Origin of the sequence: Croceibacter atlanticus HTCC2559, assembly GCF_000196315.1 — a bacterium.
Taxonomy (GTDB): Bacteria; Bacteroidota; Bacteroidia; order Flavobacteriales; family Flavobacteriaceae; genus Croceibacter; species Croceibacter atlanticus.
On the sequence record NC_014230.1, the window covers coordinates 254,120 to 273,049 of the forward strand.

The following is an 18,930-nucleotide window of genomic DNA, read 5'->3' on the forward strand; positions in this document are numbered from 1 at the left end:
AAGGTTAAAACTTAGGTGTTTTTTTGGGATAAATATAAAAAACGTAAAAGCCCGAAGTCTTCACTTCGGGCTTACGCACTAATAGATACTAAGATGTAAGGTTTATCGTAATCGATCAACAGATTTTACGAGATTCTCGTCCCTCATTATGGCCTTATTCGCCAACACTAAAAAAACGATAGAAATAATCGGTAAGAGCATCCCAATGCCTTTCTCAGAGATATTCATCTCTCCAGGCACCCTTAGTGACCAATACACAAATAATCCTAGTAAAATAAAGTTTAATATTATATTTAAACGCCCCAATACAAATTGAAGCTTTCTATTTTTAAATGCTAATAAAGCAATAATTGCTAAAGCAGATGATCCTATATACATTCCAAATACAAATGGTTCATCTAAAGCTACAACTGCAGCACCTTCTGCATCTTTCCAAAGTGTTACAAAGAAAGGTAATGCACCACTAATTATGATGACTAAAAGTAAATAAACAGACTGTATTCGTTGTATCATTTAACAAATTATTGGCGTCAAAAATAAGGCTTATTTAACAAAATTGGGAGAAAATTTATAAATAATGTTGTATAATTGCATTAACCATTCGTAACCATTTCAATATAGGTTACTTAACACTTTCATAAACAACGTCCTTCTTCTGGACAATTTTCACCCCATTAATTCTAAAACATTACATGTTAGACATTAACGCATTAAAAGCCAAGAAATTACCTGAATTACAGGAAATGGCTAAAACACTTGAAGTTCCTAAATACAGAAGCTTAAAAAAATTAGACTTAGTATATCAAATCTTAGATTACCAAGCAGCAAACCCTCACAAAGTAAAAGAGGTTTTAAGTGACGATAAGCAAAGTGATTCTCAAAAGACAAATTCTGAGACCACAAAGAAATCATCGGACTCTAAACCAAAGCAAGCTACTACAAAGGACTCTTCTACTAAAGCAGAGCAAAAAACTAAACCAGCTAGGGCACCAAGAGCTAATCAAAAAAACCCTAGGCCCAAGCCTGCAAAAGGGGCAACGTCTAGTCAAGAAGACAAAAAACAAAAGCCTATAGCAAAAGAATCTAAAGAGACTAAACCAGCTCCTGCAAACAAGAGACCAAATCCTAAGGCACAGCAAAACTCTAACAGTAGTAAGACAGATTCTCGCTCAAATAACGATACTAAGTCTTCTAATGATAACCGTCATCCTAAAAGTGATAATAGAAATAACTCTAAGAATGACAATCGCAACAGTAAGCAAAATAATAAAGGCAACAGAGACACCAGAAACCGCTATAAAGAACCAGACTATGAGTTTGATGCGATTATAGAGAGTGAAGGTGTTTTAGACATGATGCAAGATGGCTATGGCTTCTTAAGATCTTCAGACTATAACTATCTTTCGTCACCAGATGATATATATGTATCTCAATCTCAAGTTAGACTTTTTGGTTTAAAAACTGGAGATACTGTACATGGACAAGTTAGACCTCCAAAAGAGGGCGAGAAATACTTTCCATTAATTAAAATTAATAAAATTAATGGTTTAAAGCCTAGCGTAGTAAGAGATCGAGTTTCTTTTGAACACTTAACTCCATTATTTCCGCAAGAAAAATTTAACCTTGCAGAACGCCAGAGCACAATTTCAACCCGAATAATAGATTTATTCTCACCTATTGGTAAAGGACAACGTGGTATGATTGTTTCCCAGCCTAAAACTGGTAAAACAATGCTTTTAAAAGATGTTGCAAATGCAATAGCAGCAAATCACCCAGAAGTTTATCAGATCATCCTATTAATAGATGAAAGACCTGAAGAGGTTACAGACATGCAGCGCAATGTAAAAGGAGAGGTAGTAGCCTCTACTTTTGATAAAGAAGCACATGAACACGTAAGAGTTGCAAACATTGTATTAGAAAAAGCTAAGCGCTTGGTAGAATGTGGCCACGATGTGGTTATATTATTAGATTCAATTACACGTTTAGCGAGAGCATACAATACAGTACAACCTGCTAGTGGTAAAGTACTAAGTGGTGGTGTAGATGCTAATGCACTACACAAACCGAAACGTTTCTTTGGTGCTGCAAGAAATATTGAAGGAGGCGGATCTTTATCTATTATCGCCACGGCACTTACAGATACAGGCTCTAAAATGGACGAAGTAATATTTGAAGAGTTTAAAGGAACAGGAAACATGGAACTTCAATTAGATAGAAAGATCGCTAATAGAAGAATTTTCCCTGCTATTGATCTTACTTCTTCTAGTACTCGTCGTGACGACCTACTTTTAGATGAAAAGACCATACAACGCATGTGGATTATGCGAAAATACTTAGCAGATATGAACCCTGTTGAAGCTATGGAATTTATAAACGATAGATTTAAGCAAACTAAGAACAATGAAGAGTTCTTAATTTCAATGAATGGCTAAAAGCTAAATATAACAAACAACTAAAGCGCCTTCTTTAAATAGAAGGCGCTTTTTTATTTGAATTTATAACACAAAAAAACTTCTCGATGTTATCGAGAAGTTTAATATTGTTAAGAGTTAGCTTTGTATTATAAAGCCGCTACGTGCTTTGCTAACTGAGATTTTAAGTGACCAGCTTTGTTACTATGAATAACATTATTTTTAGCCAACTTATCAATCATAGAGTTTACAGAAGGAAGTAATTTTGTTGCTTCTTCCTTATCTGCCTCTTTCAACTTCTTGATAGCATTACGCGTTGTTTTGTGTTGGTAACGGTTTCTAAGACGTTTAGTCTCACTGTTACGAATTCTTTTTAACGCTGACTTATGATTTGCCATAATTTCTGTTTGTTAACTTATAGTAGTCCGTAGGGGAATCGAACCCCTGTTACATGGATGAAAACCATGCGTCCTAACCCCTAGACGAACGGACCGTAATTATTATTTAATTGTCTTAAGAATATAAGAATTATTATACACTCTTAAAACTTTAGTAGTCCGTAGGGGAATCGAACCCCTGTTACATGGATGAAAACCATGCGTCCTAACCCCTAGACGAACGGACCAGTTTTGCTAATTAGCGGATGCAAAAATACAACTATTTTTTAAAGTCACAAACATTGATTTAATTTTTTTAATATGCTTTTGCAAATAATACACGTTGAGAAGATGGCTTGCCGGTTAGCACGCATATTCCTTCTTCTTTTTTACCATTAAATGGTATACAACGTATTGTTGCTTTTGTGTATTCTTTAATTCTATCTTCTGTTTCTGTTGTACCATCCCAATGTGCACTTATAAAGCCACCTTTGTTTTTTAATACTTTTTTAAATTCTTTAAAATCATCAACTTCGGTAATATGATCATTCCTAAAATCTAGTGCTTTTTTCAACAGAGTATCTTGAATTTCTGTCATTAGCCCTTTTGCCTTAGCAACTACATCCTCTCTTTTTACAAACTCCTTCGTTAAAGTATCTCTTCGAGCAAGCTCGACAGTACCATTTTCTAGATCCTTAGGTCCTATTGCAATTCTTAAAGGTACTCCTTGTAATTCGTATTGAGCAAATTTCCAACCCGGCTTATGTGTGTCCCTACCATCAAATTTCACAGAAATACCTACAGCTCTTAATTCTTCAGTTAACAATTTAGCTTCTTCTGAAATAGCATTAAACTGCTCATCATTTCTATAAATAGGCACAATTACAACTTGAATTGGCGCTAAATTAGGAGGTAATACTAACCCTTTATCATCTGAGTGAGTCATTATTAATGCCCCCATAAGTCGTGTTGAAACTCCCCACGATGAAGCCCAAACGTATTCTTGCTTCCCTTCTTTCGAGGTAAATTTAACATCAAAAGCTTCAGCAAAATTTTGCCCTAAAAAATGTGACGTTCCAGCCTGTAAAGCTTTTCCATCTTGCATTAAAGCTTCAATACAATAGGTTTCAACTGCACCCGCAAATCTTTCACTTTCTGTCTTTGCTCCCTTTATAACTGGTATAGCCATAAAATTTTCTACAAATTCAGCATAAATATTATTCATTTGCTCTGTTTCAGCAAGAGCCTCTTCTCTTGTAGCGTGTGCCGTATGACCTTCTTGCCATAAAAATTCTGCTGTCCTTAAAAACAAACGGGTTCTCATTTCCCATCTAACAACATTTGCCCATTGATTAATTAATAAAGGAAGATCTCTATAGGACTGGATCCAACCCTTATAAGTGTTCCAGATAATTGCTTCTGAAGTTGGTCTTACAACCAACTCTTCTTCTAGCTTAGCTTCAGGATCTACTATTAGTTTTCCAGGGTTATTCTCATCAGTTTTTAGCCTGTAGTGGGTAACAACAGCACACTCTTTTGCAAAACCTTCTGCATTCTTCTCTTCTGCCTCAAATAAACTTTTAGGTACAAATAGAGGGAAATACGCATTTTGATGACCCGTTTCCTTAAAACGTTTATCTAATTGAGCCTGCATTTTTTCCCATATAGCATAACCGTATGGTTTTATTACCATACAACCTCTTACAGCCGAGTTTTCAGCCAAGTCTGCCTGTACAACTAACTCGTTATACCATTTGGAATAATCCTCATTTCTAGGCGTTAAGTTCTTTCCCATTTTGTAATTTTGGCACAAATCTTGTGACTAACTAGTTAAAAATAGCTTAGCGCAAAACTAACTATTTTTATAACGTTCAACAATTAATACCATCAAGTTATGCGAGTTATTACATCTTTATTATATACACATAAATTAGCAGTTATGCTAGTTGCGACAATAACACTTGTTTCTTGTGGTTCTTATGAATACGTTGGTAGCAATAACGACGGAATTTATGGCACAAGTACTGGTGAAGAATATTATGAGGAAGTTCCTCAAGGTTCTGACAACTACTATGCTAACCTATTTGCTGAAAAATCTTATCAATATGAAAGTGTTCCTGAAGAGAATGCAATTTTCACAGATATTGAATCCTATTCTTCTAATTCAAATTATGAAGGAGATGAAATTTACGACGACACCACATATAATGGTGGTTACGGTTCTTGGGGAGACAACGCTTCTACAGTATCAATAAATTACTATAACTCTGGGTTCTATAACCCATACGCATATGGTGGTTTTTATGGATACGGAGGTTTTTACGGAAGAGGCTTTGGTTACGGTTTCTTTGGCAACCCATATTTCTACGGTGGATTTAGCCCTTATTATGCAGGGTTTTACAGTCCTTATTATGGGTTTAATAATTATCCTTACTATTATGGAAATAATTATTATACTACCAACGGAATCGCCTATTCTAATGGCAGAAGGTCTGCATACACAAATTATGTGAACAGAACTAATCAAAACGGAAATTACACAAGAAGCAATTCTAACAGAATAAGCAGAACTAACAATGTTAATGCTAACAGAAGTTCTTCCAACACAAGAGTTAGAAGTAACTCAACAAGGGTTAGGCGTTCAAGTTCTAGCAACAATGTAAGAACTAGATCTACTTCACCACAACGTAGAGTTACTCCTTCTAGTAGATCAACAACAAGATCATCTTCAACCATTAGAAGATCATCTGGTAGTACAAGAAGCTCAGGGTCTGGCTCAACTATTAGACGTTCTTCAAGTAGTAGCTCATCTGGAGTAAGACGTTCTTCTGGCGGAAGCTCAAGAAGAGGTGGTGGAAGATAAAATTTAAAAAACTTATTTATTATGAAAAAGATATTTATTACAATGGCGGTATGTATTACCGCCATTTCTATGAAAGCTCAAGACGTCTCAGACGCAGTATTATTTAGCTCTGAAAATGTTACAGGAACTGCAAGATACAGAGCAATGAGTGGAGCCTTTGGAGCTTTAGGTGGAGACTTATCTGCGATAGGGAATAATCCAGCAAGTTCTGCAGTATTTCTTAATAGTACAGCTTCTCTTTCTATTAGTGGTTATACTATATCTAATGATAGTTTTTATGGAGATGGCTTAGCAATAAATGATGATACATCTGGAAAATTAAATCAACTTGGCGGTGTATTTGTATTTAATAACAGAGATGAAAATGCAGCCTTTAAAAAATTCACTTTAGGGTTAAATTATAATTTAACTCAAAATCTAGATGATGAGTATTTTGCCTTTGGAGAAACTCAAAATTCTATTGATCAATTTTTTCTTGAAAATGCTCAAGGGATTCCTTTAGATCTCTTGCAATTACAAGATGGCGAAAGCATATCTAGCTTATATTCATTTTTAGGCGAAACACAAGGCTATGCTGCACAACAAGCCTTTTTAGGATTTCAAGGTTTTATTATTGATCCCGAGATGGACGATCCAGATAATACCACCTATATATCTAATTTAACAAACGGCAATTTCTTACAAGATTACGCTTACCGATCAAATGGTTTAAATGGAAAATTCTCTATAAATGGTGGTGCACAGATAAATGATGACTTATACCTAGGTGTAAATTTAAATACACATTTTATAGATTATGAAAGACAAACAGTATTATTTGAAACTAACAATAATTCCGGCAGTGGTATTAATGAAATTTTCTTTGAAAATAACTTGAGAACATTTGGGAATGGCTTTTCAGCCCAAGTAGGAGGAATTTATAAAGTTTCACCTATGTTTCGATTAGGTTTAAGTCTTGAAACACCGACTTGGTATAACATTTCTGAAGAAACAACTCAATATTTAGATACTTTTAGTAACGATGAAGGTTCTGCTGTTGTAAATCCAAATGTTATAAATATTTATCCTGAATATAATTTTAAAACTCCAGGAAAATATACTCTAAGTGGCGCTATATTATTTGGCAAACAAGGATTAATTAGTTTAGACTACTCATACAAAGACTATTCTAACACTGAATTTGACTCACAGTTTAATAGCAGCAATACATTTGCAGATTTAAACAACAATATAAAAAACACACTTCAAGGAGCAACTTCCATAAATATTGGAGGAGAATATAGAATAAGAGAATGGAGTTTGAGAGGTGGTTTTCGCTACCAAGAAAGTCCATATAAAGATGAAACTACAATAGGTGACCTAAAAGGGTATTCAGCAGGTTTTGGTTATGATTTTGGAAATATAAAGTTAGGTTTAGCCTATGATATATATGAGCAAGACAGATCTCCTCAACTTTATAGTATTGGTTTAACAAATAGGGCTAATATAAACACTACGAATTCAAGTTTTACAGCAACACTAAGTTTTGGCTTATAAAACAATCTTTTCTCAAAAAAAAAGGCTTCAAATTATTGAAGCCTTTTTTTGTATCTATATACTTATATTATTACCGTTTCAATGTAAAGTTAGCTCTGAACTCCTGTATGGATCCGTCAGCCGGTTCCACGAACTCGACGCTGAACCAGTAGTCGTCGCTAGGAAGCACACGACCGTTGAAGGTCCCGTCCCATCCGTTGCCCGTTGGACTCAACTGCTTGAGCAGCTTCCCATAGCGGTCAAAGATATAAATTTTAGCCGCAGGTTGCCCATCTATCCCTATGATATTCCAAGTGTCGTTGTAGCCATCTCCATTAGGGGTGAAGAACCTCGGGTAGTCTATGATCCCGAATGGGTCACCGACCTCGCCGCAGCCTTCCACATCCACAGCATAGCCTATATGGCTACCAGGACCCACACCAGTGAACACGTTGGAGGTCTGCAGCGGACCGTCATCTATCCTGTAGAGGTAATCCTCCAATGGTAATGGTTGCCCGTCCTGACCCAATGGTGTCACCGTCACCGTATACTCCGCCTCCTCGTTGAACGAGGTCTCCGTCACACTGGCATTGGCCGCGAACGGCGCAGAGCTTGGCGTGAAGGTCACCGTATAAGGATTGCCGTTCTCATCAAGACCGTTCTCACAGCTAGGCATTCCCGAGACCGGGTCATTAACCCTGGTGATCACCACACTGTAGGTGGTGGCCTGTGTAAGGCTGGTCACCGTATAGATCGCATCCTCGTTGCCGTCGCCATCTGCATCAATATTGTCAGGCGTCCAGTCATAGGTATACTCAAGTCCGTCTGTCGCACCAAGGTCATAACCGATATCAAACGGAGAGAGCACATTCCCCTGAGCGTCCGTACACACGATATCGCCCTGAGGCATCTGAAGCGCAGCCGGAAGTACCGGAAGTGACTGTACCACAAGGTCGAACTCCACCGTACCGTCACTGCGGCAGCCCGTCACCGGATTGAAGAGCTCGGCGATGATCGTCTGGGGATTTACCGTATTGGTATACATCACGGCATCCGCAGCATCTATCTCGATACCTGCATCATAGTCCGCCTGGCTCGCATAGTACACAACCTCGGTGTCAGGATTCATCGATCCGTCTATCTGCCCGTCCCTAACCGTGAGGTCGAACATCGTGGAGGTGTCCTGGTCCATGGCGCTGTCTGCACACAGGAAGATATCATCCACATCTCCCATCACGAACTCCGGCTGCGTGTCCACCGTTATGGTCAGCTCCGCGAGGTTGTCGCTGTTGTAGCACTGTGTCATCGTCGTGTTGTCAACCACCCTGATATATACAGGATTGTTCACCGCCTCGCTGAACAGGAAGCCGTCAGGGATCGCATTGACACCCATGTCTGCCTCTGCCTGCGTGAAGTGATAGGTCACCGTGAAGTCTGCTATAGGTGTTGCCAACAGGTCTGGAACAAGGTTGTTGGTCACCTCCTGTGCATCGAAGGCCGTAATGCCCGGCGTGGTATCCTCAGGCTCGCAGAGTGCTGCCGTGTAGGACGTGTCCGTGAGTACTGGATTGGCGTTGACCACCACCTCGAAGCTTACAAGAACAGAGCAGGTATTGTTCTGGTTACCGTTCTCCACGCGTACCCATATCGTGCGAGTCACTGTATTGTATGCCGTCTCCTCTGCTGCAGGGATGGCGTTGATGTTGTCAAGGGCATCCTGCTCACTCAAGTGGTATGTCAAATCGACGTTCTCTCCCATCGCTATCACATCCCCACTTGCCGTAAGGTCGAAGTCAGCCATGGTGTCGATAATTCCGTCGCTGTCATCACAGGATTCCTGGTCAAGCTCTCCGTTCTCGTTGGTACTGCTAGGTGATGGTAACGGCAATACCGTAAGGGTCATCGTCGTGGTATCGGAGCATTGCCCCATCGTGGCCGTGTCCACAACCTCAACGAAGATCGTCTGGTTGTTCTGCGTATTCTCATACATCGCAGGATCCGCTATAGGATTGTCATTGTCCAGGTCTGCCTGACTCTCGTAGTAGTATACCTCTATGTTCGACAGTACCGGGCTTTGACCGGTGATCTCCTCGTCCTTCACCGTAAGGTCGAAGGTCGTGATCGCAGGGTCGTCATAGTCGTCATTACAGATCCTGAGTGCCGTAGGGGCATTCACCACGGGAAGGGCCTCAACCGTGATCTCGAAGCTGCCTACCGTCACACACTGGGTATCATCGCCCTCAAGGCGTATCCAGATGGTCTGAGGGTTGGTCTGGTTCTCGTACATCTGTGGCATCGAGATCGGCATCGTGCCGTCCTCAGCCTCTGTCTCGCTCTCATGGTAGCTCACCGTCACATCCGGCTGGGTCGTGCCCAACGCATTAGGGGTGTTCTGGGTAAGGTCGAAGATCGCCTCGCCGTCCCCGTCGTCGTCACACTGGAATAGGTCATCCAGGCTCTCGATCTCAGGTGAGGCCGTCACGATCAGGTCAAGCTGGCGGATGGTCGTACAGCCAGTGATGTCATTCTCCGCTCGTATGTAGATATCATCGACGTTGGCCTCCGTGTTCTGGTAGGGCTGCGTCGTATCGATCGCATCGGTGCCCATCTCCGCCTCGGCCATCGTCTCGTGGTAGGTGATGCTCACATCAGGCTCGTTGTTCAGTATCATCATCGTCTGGCTCTCAAGGTCGAACTCCTCACGCCGTCATTGTCGATGTCGCAGAGCTCATACTCGAAGATCATATCGGCAATGCTCGGATTCGGGTTCACCACAAGGGTCAATGTCGTGAAGTTCTCACATCCGAACTCGTCCTCGACCCTCACCTCCAGGGTCTGAGGGTTTGCTATGTTAACATAGCTCTCAGGGTCTGCAATAGGGTTACCAGGGATGTCCGCCGTGGTCTCGTAGTAGAAGATATCAACATTGGCGTCGCCGTTGATCACCGTGTCCATCGTCGTCAGGTCGAACGTCGCGACCTCATCCTCGGTGTCCACGCCGGTCTCGTCATCACACACCTCAAGCTCTTCAGGCTGGTTCGCAGCCGGAAGGTCACGTACCCTGAGCTCAAGCTCTACGATGTTGTTGCAGTCGGCCATGTTCGATGGGTCCGTCACCCGGACGTAGATCGTCTGAGGGTTGCCCTGATTCGTATATGCCGTCGGGTTGCCGATGGCTCCCATATTGTCCATCGCCTGCATAAGTGTCTCGTGGTAGGTGATGTCGTAGAGTGCAGGGTCAAGACCGTCAAGGATCTGCATCTCTGCCTGCGTCAGGTCGAAGACTTCCTCGCCGTCACTGCCTAGATCACAAAGCACCAGCGGGTCTGGTGTCTCGAGAAGAGGACTGTCATAAACGATCAGCTCAAGCTCGGTGAAAAGAACGCAGCCATTGATGTCGTCCTCCACGCGAACATAAACCGTCTGGGTGTCCTCCATCACATTGCCGTAGGGACTCGAAAGGTCATTGACACCATTGATGGCGTCGCTCTGGGTTGGGTGGAACGTCACAACAAGGTCAGGGTTGCCGAGGGCTATGCCATTGCTCGTGCTGTCAAGGTCGAACTCGGAGAAACCGTCGTTGTCCGTGTCACACACCTCCAAAGGCTCTGGATCCTGGATAGGTGCGCTTGGGGTAGCTTCAATTTGGAATGTTCCTGTTTCATAACAATCTGTACTTCCATCACTTTCAATACGAACATATATGGTTTGAGGATTGATAGTATTAGTATACATGGTCGGGTCTGGTATACTGGTATCATTTGTATCCGCGCCTGCTTGTGTATCGTGATAGGTTATTGAATAATCTAAACTATTTTGATTATCTAAAGCATTATCATCATTCTCTGTAAGATTAAAAAGTGCTGTACCTCCACTTCCTTGATCACACGCAAATAAATCTTCTAAAACACCAATAGTAACTTGAAAAAACGAAAGTATAAATGTTGATGTTTCATAACAGTCTGTGTTATCGATATTTTCTATCCTTACGAAGATTGTTTGTGGATTTTCTGTATTTGAATAGGTATTTGAATCTGTTATAGGGTTCTCTCCCATATCTGCATCTACCTGCGTTTCATGATATGTTACCGTAAATTGGTTAGGATCTTGACTCCCTAAAACAATAGGTGTATTACTTTCAAGATTAAAATCACCATTACCAGTACCATCATCACATAGTTCTAAGTCTTGAGGTTGTGATGCAATTATTGGCTGTTGAAAAAATTGAATTTGAAAACTTCCAGATTCGTAACAGGTCTGATTAGTATTATTTTCTACTCTTACAAATATAGTTTCGGTGGAGACAGTGCTATTATAATTTGGACCTATAGGGTTATCTCCTGTATCTGCATCTGCTTGAGTATTATGATATGAAACTGTAAATTCATTAGGGTCTTGACCATCTAAAGCATTATCATCATTAACTGACAAGTCAAAAATAACAGTACCATTATTATCAGTATCACATTCTATTAAATCATCTAACTCTCCTATTGATACAAAGAATGATTGAATTTCAAATTGAGCTGTATCAAAACAGCTTTCTGTTGCTGCATCTTCAATTCTCACAAAAATAGTTTGTGGATTCCCTGTTGGTGGATACATATCTGGATTTGGTATTGGCGCCATATCCATTTCTGCATTTTCCATCGTCTCATGATATGAAATATTAAACATGGTAGCATCTTGACCTCCTAAAACATCATCATCATTTTCAGTAAGATTGAATACCACAGGTGTTACTCCATCATCACAAAGTTGTATATCTTGAGGTGCGTTAGCTACTGGTTGTGGAGCGAATTCAATTAAAACATCGTCTGTAGCAACACAATTAACATTATACTCTACTTCGACTGTATATACACCTTCTTCAGTAACAACTAAAACAGGGTCTGTTTCATCTGGAATTAAAACTCCATCTTGATACCAAGCAAAACTTATTGCATTAGCAGAGCTTTCAGAAACATCAAGTGTTACTGTTTGATCATTACAGGATGCCGTACCTGCTTCAATTGTAATATCATCTCCCAAGTTGGCTCCTAAATTAAAGCTTCCACCTTCTAAAAAAACTGCTGAATCATAAACACCATCTCTATCATCTGCGATTACTAACTTCATTCTATAAGTTTCACCAGGATTTACATTTCCCATAGCACTAATTACAGTTGTTTGCCCTATAAACTCAGTAGGAGATGTTGCGGCAGCTGCACCAGTATTATATTGTCCAAAAAACTCTTCGTTTTGTGGCCCACAACTTCCAGGGACATCTGGATGAACATTTGTTACAGATACTATGTTATTAGGAGGCGCCACTCCTGGCAATACTGCCAAATTCTGTACATTACCTTCAGAATCTGTTAACAAGAATGCAAATGCATCTGTATATGTACATTGAAAACCTCCGTCGTATTCTTCTGATGCAAACACGAAGTTGAATGATATCTCGTTTACAAAAGGGACAAAATCAAAAGAAATGAATGTTCTATCTTGCCTAGCATCTGTTGTTGGGACTGCAAGATCTAAATCTGGATCTGCAGGAGCATCTGTATTTTGACTACCAAAACCACCTGTATCATTAGGACCAACGGCTGCTGTTGCAGATCCTGTACTTAGAACTATTCCTTCAGCAAAAGGAAAATCTGATCCGTTGCCATCAAAATACCCTATACCGTTAAAGACTGTACCTGTTCCTGAATTAAAGTTTGAAACATTTGCACAAGATCCAGATATAAGTACATCTTCAACCAATTCTTGAACGGACATACTATCGTCCACTGTTATAAACTGGGATTGAACACTTGATGTGAAACCTAAAAATAATAAAAATAGAAAGAGTAAAACTTGCTTCATAAAGCTATAGATATAATGGGTAATTCGGGTAAATATATAGATTGATCATAATATTAACTAAAGTTACCAATAATTTTAATGTAATACACTGATAAAGGTTAGTATAACTGAATGTAAAAAAAGAACCACATTACAGATTTGCTTATTTTAATCCGTAATTTTGCAAAAAAAATAACTATGTCGTTTTCAATTGATATACAATCAACCTCAAATCCATCAATACTTAAGTTTGAAACTAATAAGTTTTTATCAAGACATGATAGTTTTGAATTTCATAATATAGATGAAGCGAAGCCTTCTCCGCTTGCCCAAAAACTATTTTATTTACCGTTTGTAAAAACGGTATATATAGCTCAAAATTTTATAGCAATACAGAAGTATGATATTGCCGAATGGAGTGATGTGCAAGATGAAGTGAAATCTCAAATACTAGAGTACCTTAACAGTGGCGAAGATGTTATTATAGATAAAACACCTCAGAAAAAAAGTGTTCCAGTAACCATTTATGCGGAAAGCACTCCTAACCCATCTGTTTTAAAATTTGTTGCTAACAAAAAATTGGTGGTTCAATCTGAAGAGTTTAAAAGTATAGATGATACCGCTAATGCTCCGTTAGCACAAGCTCTTTTTAATTTCCCATTTGTAAAAGAAATATTTATTGATGAAAATTATGTTTCTATACAAAAGTATGATATGGCAGAATGGGGCGATATTACAACAGAGCTTAGAGATTTTATCTCGCAACATATAATGTCTGGAAAGCCAGTTGTTACAGAGCATAGAGCAAACAAATTAGCTCCACAAACAAATGGTGGAACAACAGAAAAACCTCAACTGGATTTATCTCATTTAGATGATACCTCTAAAGCTATTGTCGAAATTTTAGATGAATACATAAAACCTGCAGTAGCAAGCGACGGTGGAAACATTATGTTTGACTCCTATGATGAAGAAACAAAATCTGTAAAAGTGATTTTACAGGGTGCTTGTTCTGGTTGCCCTTCTTCTACAATGACATTAAAAAACGGAATCGAAACTATGCTTAGAGATATGCTTAATGGTAAAGTAGAGCATGTTGTTGCAATTAATGGATAACTAATAATATAGATAGTAACAAAAAAAAAGCCTCTTGAAATTTCAAGAGGCTTTTTTTGGGTTCTTATTTAAGATTATAATGTACGCCTAGCATCATTATAAAACTCTTGAAATAATTGTAATAGATTCATAGTAGACACTATAAGGTCTTTAGTTTCTAAAAGAATACCAAAGTATAGTTTTGTATTCTTAGGACTTGTCTCTGAAGTACGTATGCGAGTAATTTGTTTCTGTATTAAATCTGAAACATGGTTTAACAACTCTTGTTTGTCATCTATAATAACATTTATACGTTCAAAAGAGTGAGAGTCAAATGTATTTGTAATATCATCAAAAAGAACCTGCATCTTCTTATCAATACCCTTGAGTTCTCTTATCTGATTAAACTTAAGATTCTTATGATTATTATTTACGTGATTGTAACTATTATTAGTAATGGTTTTAGTTGAATGAACCATATCATGTAAATGATCTGCAATATGAATATAGAATTGACTTGCTCCTATATTATTATCATCTAAAGATTTTATAAAGTAAAATATATTGCCTTTTAGCTCATCTACCTCTTTTACTAATTTACCAACTCTCTTGTTTTCTTTTTTAAGTTTACTAAGGTCATGATATCCTAAATTAGTTACAACGCCTGAGTAACTTTTATTAATACCACTTAAAACACTAGAAATATTATTTGAAGTATCATTAGTAATTTCATTAATAGTAATGATATCACTTAAATTATAATGCTTAACAGCCTTTTCTTCTCTTACTTTTTTCTTGTGAGCCATTGCACTTCTTACTATAAGAGCTACTGCCAAAATAATTAATAAGACTAATGCTACTAAACCTCCAAAATAAAGTATGCTTGAAAAAACAGCTGCTGCAATAAATGCAACAATAGCAGTTACAAACCAACCGCCAACAACATTTACAACACCTGCAACCCTATAAACAGCGCTTTCTCTATCCCAAGCTCTATCTGCCAAAGATGTACCCATTGCTACCATAAAGGTTACGTAGGTTGTAGATAGTGGTAATTTTAAATTTGTTCCTATAGAAATTAGAATACTTGCAACTACTAGATTTATAGAAGCTCTCACCATATCAAAAGCTGGTGCTTCTAACTTTTTAGATTTAGGTATTTCTACTTTTTCAAATTTAGAATCTATAGTTTCCTGTACTTTTTTAGGAATTACTGTTTCTAAAGCTGCTCCTAATAATACAGAATATCTTACAATAGTTCTTGACAAAAAGTTAGGTGAAAACTTCTCGACACCTTCACCTTGTCTAGATAAATTTACTCCAGTATCAACAACAGAACGTGCTTTACTAGAAAACCATAAGGTAATAACCATGATTGCTCCTGCAAGTATCAAAAGAAATTCTGGAGTTTCAACAGAACCTGCTAAACCAGACATTATAAGTTCATTAGCTGGAACACCAGAACTTATATAAATATCATAAGATTGCCAAGCTGCAATTGGCACACCAATAAAGTTTACAAGATCATTACCTGCAAAAGCCAATGCCAAAGCGAAAGTACCTACAACAATAATAGCCTTAAGAATATCTATCTTAAATACTTTCATTAATACTTGTGAAATTAAGGCCCAAATAACAAAACTAATCCCGATTATGATTAGCGTATTTTCATTTATGTAAGTTTTAATATCATCAGAAATAAAGCTAATTGTCTTCATTCCTTTAATAAGAATAAAGTATGTAATAGCAGTCATAGAAACTCCACCAAATAAAGCTCCGAAAAGCTTTATCTTCTTTTCATATTTAAATGTAAATACAACTCTAGACAAATATTGCACAAGCGCACCTATTGAGAAAGCAATGACGACAGAGAGCAATATTCCTACAATTATTTCTGTAGCTTTTTCTGTATTTATGTATTGGTATATCAGTGCAAAACTATCATCTGACTGGTATATTTTTATAAAACCCATTGCCACAGCAGCTCCTAACAATTCAAAAACAATAGAAACTGTAGTAGATGTTGGCAATCCTAAGGAGTTAAAAAAGTCTAAGAGGAGCACATCTGTGAGCATGACGGCTGTAAATATGACCATGATCTCATCAAAATAAAACATGCCAGGCAAGAAAATTCCTTTTCTAGCAACTTCCATTAAACCACTAGAAAATATGGCACCAACTGCCACACCTATACTAGCAACAATCATGATAGTACGCATTGAAATTGCCTTAGAGCCAATTGCAGAGTTTAGAAAGTTAACAGCATCATTACTAACACCTACTACTAAATCTGTGATAGCCAAGGCAAATAATGCCACAAGCATGATAATATAAATATTGTCCATAGTGTATATTCAATAATTCGGCAAAAGTCATACATTTTTATAACTTTTAACAGCTTACTAAGTTAATAAAACATTAAGCAGATACACTTTTCTTCTAAGCATATGATTTTTTGTATCTTACCTATGAAACCAATATAAATCTTAAACACAAAAATTATGTCTGTTTTAAAAGTTATTGAAGTCTTAGCAAATTCTGATAAAAGCTGGGAAGACGCTGCTAGAAAAGCAGTTAAGCACGCAGGGAAGTCTGTAAAAAACATAAGATCTGTCTATATTAACGAGCAAAATGCAGTTGTTAAAGGCGATGAAATTACAGAGTTTAGAGTAAATGCAAAAATTACCTTCGAGGTAGATTAACAAACATTAAACACTTAAACTAACGTTCCTAACTATCCTTAGGGGCGTTTTTTTGTTCAACAAACCTAAGTTGCTTTTCAATTTACAGCATTATGTCTTCAAAAATTAATACAAATAATTTACTCTCTAAGGAAACTAGCCCTTATTTACTGCAACACGCTAATAATCCTGTAAACTGGGTAGGTTGGTCTTCTAAAGTTTTAAATAAAGCAAAGGAAGACAACAAACTTATTTTAATAAGTATTGGCTATGCTGCTTGCCATTGGTGCCATGTTATGGAACACGAAAGTTTTGAAGATATATCTATTGCAGAAGTAATGAATGCTAACTTCATAAACATTAAGGTAGATAGAGAAGAACGTCCAGATGTGGATCAAGTTTACATGAAGGCACTCCAACTTATGACAGGACAAGGTGGTTGGCCACTAAATATTGTAGCCTTGCCAGATGGCAGACCAATTTGGGGTGCAACATATTTGCCAAAAAAACAATGGAAAGGAAGTTTACATCAACTAGCAGATCTATATAGGAGCAACTCAGAACATATGATTACATATGCAGAAAAGCTATCTAAAGGTATGGCACAGGTTTCTTTAGTTACTAAAACTGACTCAAACACAGATATATCGAAAGCATTTTTAAAAGACTCTCTACAAACTTGGTCTAACCAGTTTGATTATACTTATGGTGGCACACAGCGTTCTCCAAAGTTTATGATGCCAAACAATTACCAATTTTTACTTAGGTATGCTCATCAAACTAAAGACAAATCTTTGTTAGATTATGTAATACTTACATTAAACAAGATATCTTATGGTGGTGTGTATGATCATATTGGTGGTGGTTTTTCAAGATACGCTGTAGACTCTAAATGGCACGTGCCACATTTTGAAAAAATGCTTTATGACAATGCGCAGCTGGTTAGTTTATATTCAAAAGCTTATACGCTCACAAAAGATCCTTGGTATAAAACTGTAGTAACAAACACCCTTAATTTTATTGAAACAGAACTAACAAGAGACAACGGTTCGTTTTACTCTTCTCTAGATGCGGATAGTCTTAATACTGAAGGCAAGTTAGAGGAAGGCGCTTTTTATGTTTGGACTAAAGCTGAATTAAAATCGTTATTAAATGAAGATTATCCGTTGTTTGAAGCCTATTATAACATTAATGAATATGGACATTGGGAACACAATAATTATGTACTAATAAGAACCAAATCTAATAGCGAGATAGCTAATGATTTTTCTATTCCAATATCTACTCTAGATAAAAAATTAACTTCCTGGAAAGCTCTTTTAAACAATAACCGTCAAAAAAGAGCACAACCACGTTTAGACGACAAATCTTTAACATCCTGGAATGCTTTGATGATAAATGGCTACATAGATGCTTATAAAGCATTTCAAATAAATGATTATTTAGAAATAGCCCTTAAAGCTTCAAATTTTATACTGGATAAAATGCTTCAGAAAGATGGTAGCTTAACTCATAGCTATAATAAAAATGAAGCCAAGATAAATGGCTATCTCGAAGATTATGCATTTACAATTGAGGCTTTTATATCTTTATTTGAAGTTACTTTTAATAGTAAGTGGCTTTCAAAAGCTGAAGAATTAACTACATATGCTCTCAAACACTTTTATGATGAGGAACAGCATATATTTTACTTCAATTCTAATTTAGATGACGCACTAGTAACAAGACCTATAGAGCAGCAAGACAATGTTATTCCGGCATCTAACTCTACAATGGCTAAAAACCTTTTTAAACTATCTCATTTATTAGGCATAAAATCTTACAAAGAAATAGCAGAACAACAATTAAAAACAGTATTACAAGATGCTAAGACTTATGCAAGTGGCTATTCTAATTGGTTAGACGTCATAATGAATTTTAGCTTCCCTTACCATGAGATTGTCATTACGGGTAAAAATGCAAGCAACTACGTTAAAGACTTAAATTTAAATTATATCCCAAACAGTATAACAGCAGCTACAGAAAAGGAAAATAATGATCTTTTGATATTTAAAAATAGATATGTAGATGAGCAAACACTAATATACGTTTGTAAAGACAATACATGTAATGTACCTACAGATAAAGTTTCTAGTGCTGTAAAGCAATGTCTTGAGTAG

At 37.6% G+C, this 18,930-nt stretch carries 12 protein-coding genes and 2 tRNA genes; 6 read left to right on the top strand and 8 right to left on the bottom strand.

The features are described from left to right. Positions 1-102: 102 nt before the first annotated feature. Positions 103-513 carry a DUF4293 domain-containing protein gene (locus CA2559_RS01050; protein WP_013185977.1) on the bottom strand — a complete coding sequence of 137 codons (411 nt, stop codon included), beginning with the start codon at positions 511-513 and terminating at the stop codon, positions 103-105. 179 nt (positions 514-692) lie between these two features. Between CA2559_RS01050 and rho the strand changes: the two genes are divergently transcribed. Next, entirely contained in the window at positions 693-2,432 is a 1,740-nt protein-coding gene (gene rho, locus CA2559_RS01055; RefSeq protein WP_013185978.1) for a transcription termination factor Rho, read from the top strand. A 128-nt stretch (positions 2,433-2,560) separates the two neighbouring features. Here the strand turns inward: rho and rpsT are convergent, their stop codons facing one another. The 4 genes from rpsT to proS all read right to left on the bottom strand — a co-directional run bounded on the left by rpsT (position 2,561) and on the right by proS (position 4,583). Then, positions 2,561-2,809 carry a 30S ribosomal protein S20 gene (rpsT, locus tag CA2559_RS01060; RefSeq protein WP_013185979.1) on the bottom strand — a complete coding sequence of 83 codons (249 nt, stop codon included), beginning with the start codon at positions 2,807-2,809 and terminating at the stop codon, positions 2,561-2,563. A gap of 23 nt (positions 2,810-2,832) precedes the next feature. Beyond that, positions 2,833-2,904, bottom strand: a tRNA-Glu gene (locus CA2559_RS01065). Between the two features lie 60 nt (positions 2,905-2,964). After that, a tRNA-Glu gene (locus CA2559_RS01070) sits at positions 2,965-3,036 on the bottom strand. A gap of 68 nt (positions 3,037-3,104) precedes the next feature. Continuing rightward, positions 3,105-4,583: a proline--tRNA ligase gene (gene proS, locus CA2559_RS01075; protein ID WP_013185980.1), complete on the bottom strand. Its 1,479-nt coding sequence runs from the start codon at positions 4,581-4,583 to the stop codon at positions 3,105-3,107. A gap of 99 nt (positions 4,584-4,682) precedes the next feature. On the opposite strand from proS, the gene CA2559_RS01080 reads away from it, so the two are divergent. Next, a complete protein-coding gene (locus CA2559_RS01080) occupies positions 4,683-5,651 on the top strand; it encodes a hypothetical protein (protein WP_049787187.1) in 969 nt (322 codons plus the stop codon). 21 nt (positions 5,652-5,672) lie between these two features. After that, a complete protein-coding gene (locus CA2559_RS01085; protein WP_013185981.1) occupies positions 5,673-7,187 on the top strand; it encodes an OmpP1/FadL family transporter in 1,515 nt (504 codons plus the stop codon). Between the two features lie 70 nt (positions 7,188-7,257). Here CA2559_RS01085 and CA2559_RS01090 read toward each other — a convergent pair whose 3' ends face one another. Together CA2559_RS01090 and CA2559_RS01095 are read right to left on the bottom strand one after the other, a co-directional pair. Further along, entirely contained in the window at positions 7,258-9,840 is a 2,583-nt protein-coding gene (locus CA2559_RS01090) for a T9SS type B sorting domain-containing protein (RefSeq protein WP_013185982.1), read from the bottom strand. Continuing rightward, on the bottom strand, positions 9,837-13,016 hold the full coding sequence (locus CA2559_RS01095; RefSeq protein ID WP_148232761.1) for a choice-of-anchor L domain-containing protein: 3,180 nt from the start codon (positions 13,014-13,016) through the stop codon (positions 9,837-9,839). The genes CA2559_RS01090 and CA2559_RS01095 overlap by 4 nt, the downstream gene beginning before the upstream one ends. A gap of 177 nt (positions 13,017-13,193) precedes the next feature. Between CA2559_RS01095 and CA2559_RS01100 the strand changes: the two genes are divergently transcribed. After that, a complete protein-coding gene (locus tag CA2559_RS01100) occupies positions 13,194-14,111 on the top strand; it encodes a NifU family protein (protein WP_013185984.1) in 918 nt (305 codons plus the stop codon). A 74-nt stretch (positions 14,112-14,185) separates the two neighbouring features. Here the strand turns inward: CA2559_RS01100 and CA2559_RS01105 are convergent, their stop codons facing one another. Next, the gene (locus CA2559_RS01105; RefSeq protein WP_013185985.1) at positions 14,186-16,435 is read right to left on the bottom strand and encodes an inorganic phosphate transporter; all 2,250 of its coding nucleotides are present in this window, start codon (positions 16,433-16,435) and stop codon (positions 14,186-14,188) included. A 156-nt stretch (positions 16,436-16,591) separates the two neighbouring features. Here CA2559_RS01105 and CA2559_RS01110 point away from each other — a divergent pair, with 156 nt between their 5' ends. Next, positions 16,592-16,792: a dodecin family protein gene (locus tag CA2559_RS01110; RefSeq protein ID WP_013185986.1), complete on the top strand. Its 201-nt coding sequence runs from the start codon at positions 16,592-16,594 to the stop codon at positions 16,790-16,792. 92 nt (positions 16,793-16,884) lie between these two features. Next, positions 16,885-18,930 (top strand): thioredoxin domain-containing protein, encoded by a 2,046-nt coding sequence (locus CA2559_RS01115; protein WP_013185987.1) that lies wholly within the window; start codon positions 16,885-16,887, stop codon positions 18,928-18,930.

Excerpts from the sequence above, each read along its gene's own strand:
- CA2559_RS01050 (WP_013185977.1), bottom strand. The coding sequence starts at position 513 with ATGATACAACGAATACAGTCTGTTTATTTACTTTTAGTCATCATAATT.
- rho (WP_013185978.1), top strand. The coding sequence starts at position 693 with ATGTTAGACATTAACGCATTAAAAGCCAAGAAATTACCTGAATTACAG.
- rpsT (WP_013185979.1), bottom strand. The coding sequence starts at position 2,809 with ATGGCAAATCATAAGTCAGCGTTAAAAAGAATTCGTAACAGTGAGACT.
- proS (WP_013185980.1), bottom strand. The coding sequence starts at position 4,583 with ATGGGAAAGAACTTAACGCCTAGAAATGAGGATTATTCCAAATGGTAT.
- CA2559_RS01080 (WP_049787187.1), top strand. The coding sequence starts at position 4,683 with ATGCGAGTTATTACATCTTTATTATATACACATAAATTAGCAGTTATG.
- CA2559_RS01085 (WP_013185981.1), top strand. The coding sequence starts at position 5,673 with ATGAAAAAGATATTTATTACAATGGCGGTATGTATTACCGCCATTTCT.
- CA2559_RS01090 (WP_013185982.1), bottom strand. The coding sequence starts at position 9,840 with ATGATGATACTGAACAACGAGCCTGATGTGAGCATCACCTACCACGAG.
- CA2559_RS01095 (WP_148232761.1), bottom strand. The coding sequence starts at position 13,016 with ATGAAGCAAGTTTTACTCTTTCTATTTTTATTATTTTTAGGTTTCACA.
- CA2559_RS01100 (WP_013185984.1), top strand. The coding sequence starts at position 13,194 with ATGTCGTTTTCAATTGATATACAATCAACCTCAAATCCATCAATACTT.
- CA2559_RS01105 (WP_013185985.1), bottom strand. The coding sequence starts at position 16,435 with ATGGACAATATTTATATTATCATGCTTGTGGCATTATTTGCCTTGGCT.
- CA2559_RS01110 (WP_013185986.1), top strand. The coding sequence starts at position 16,592 with ATGTCTGTTTTAAAAGTTATTGAAGTCTTAGCAAATTCTGATAAAAGC.
- CA2559_RS01115 (WP_013185987.1), top strand. The coding sequence starts at position 16,885 with ATGTCTTCAAAAATTAATACAAATAATTTACTCTCTAAGGAAACTAGC.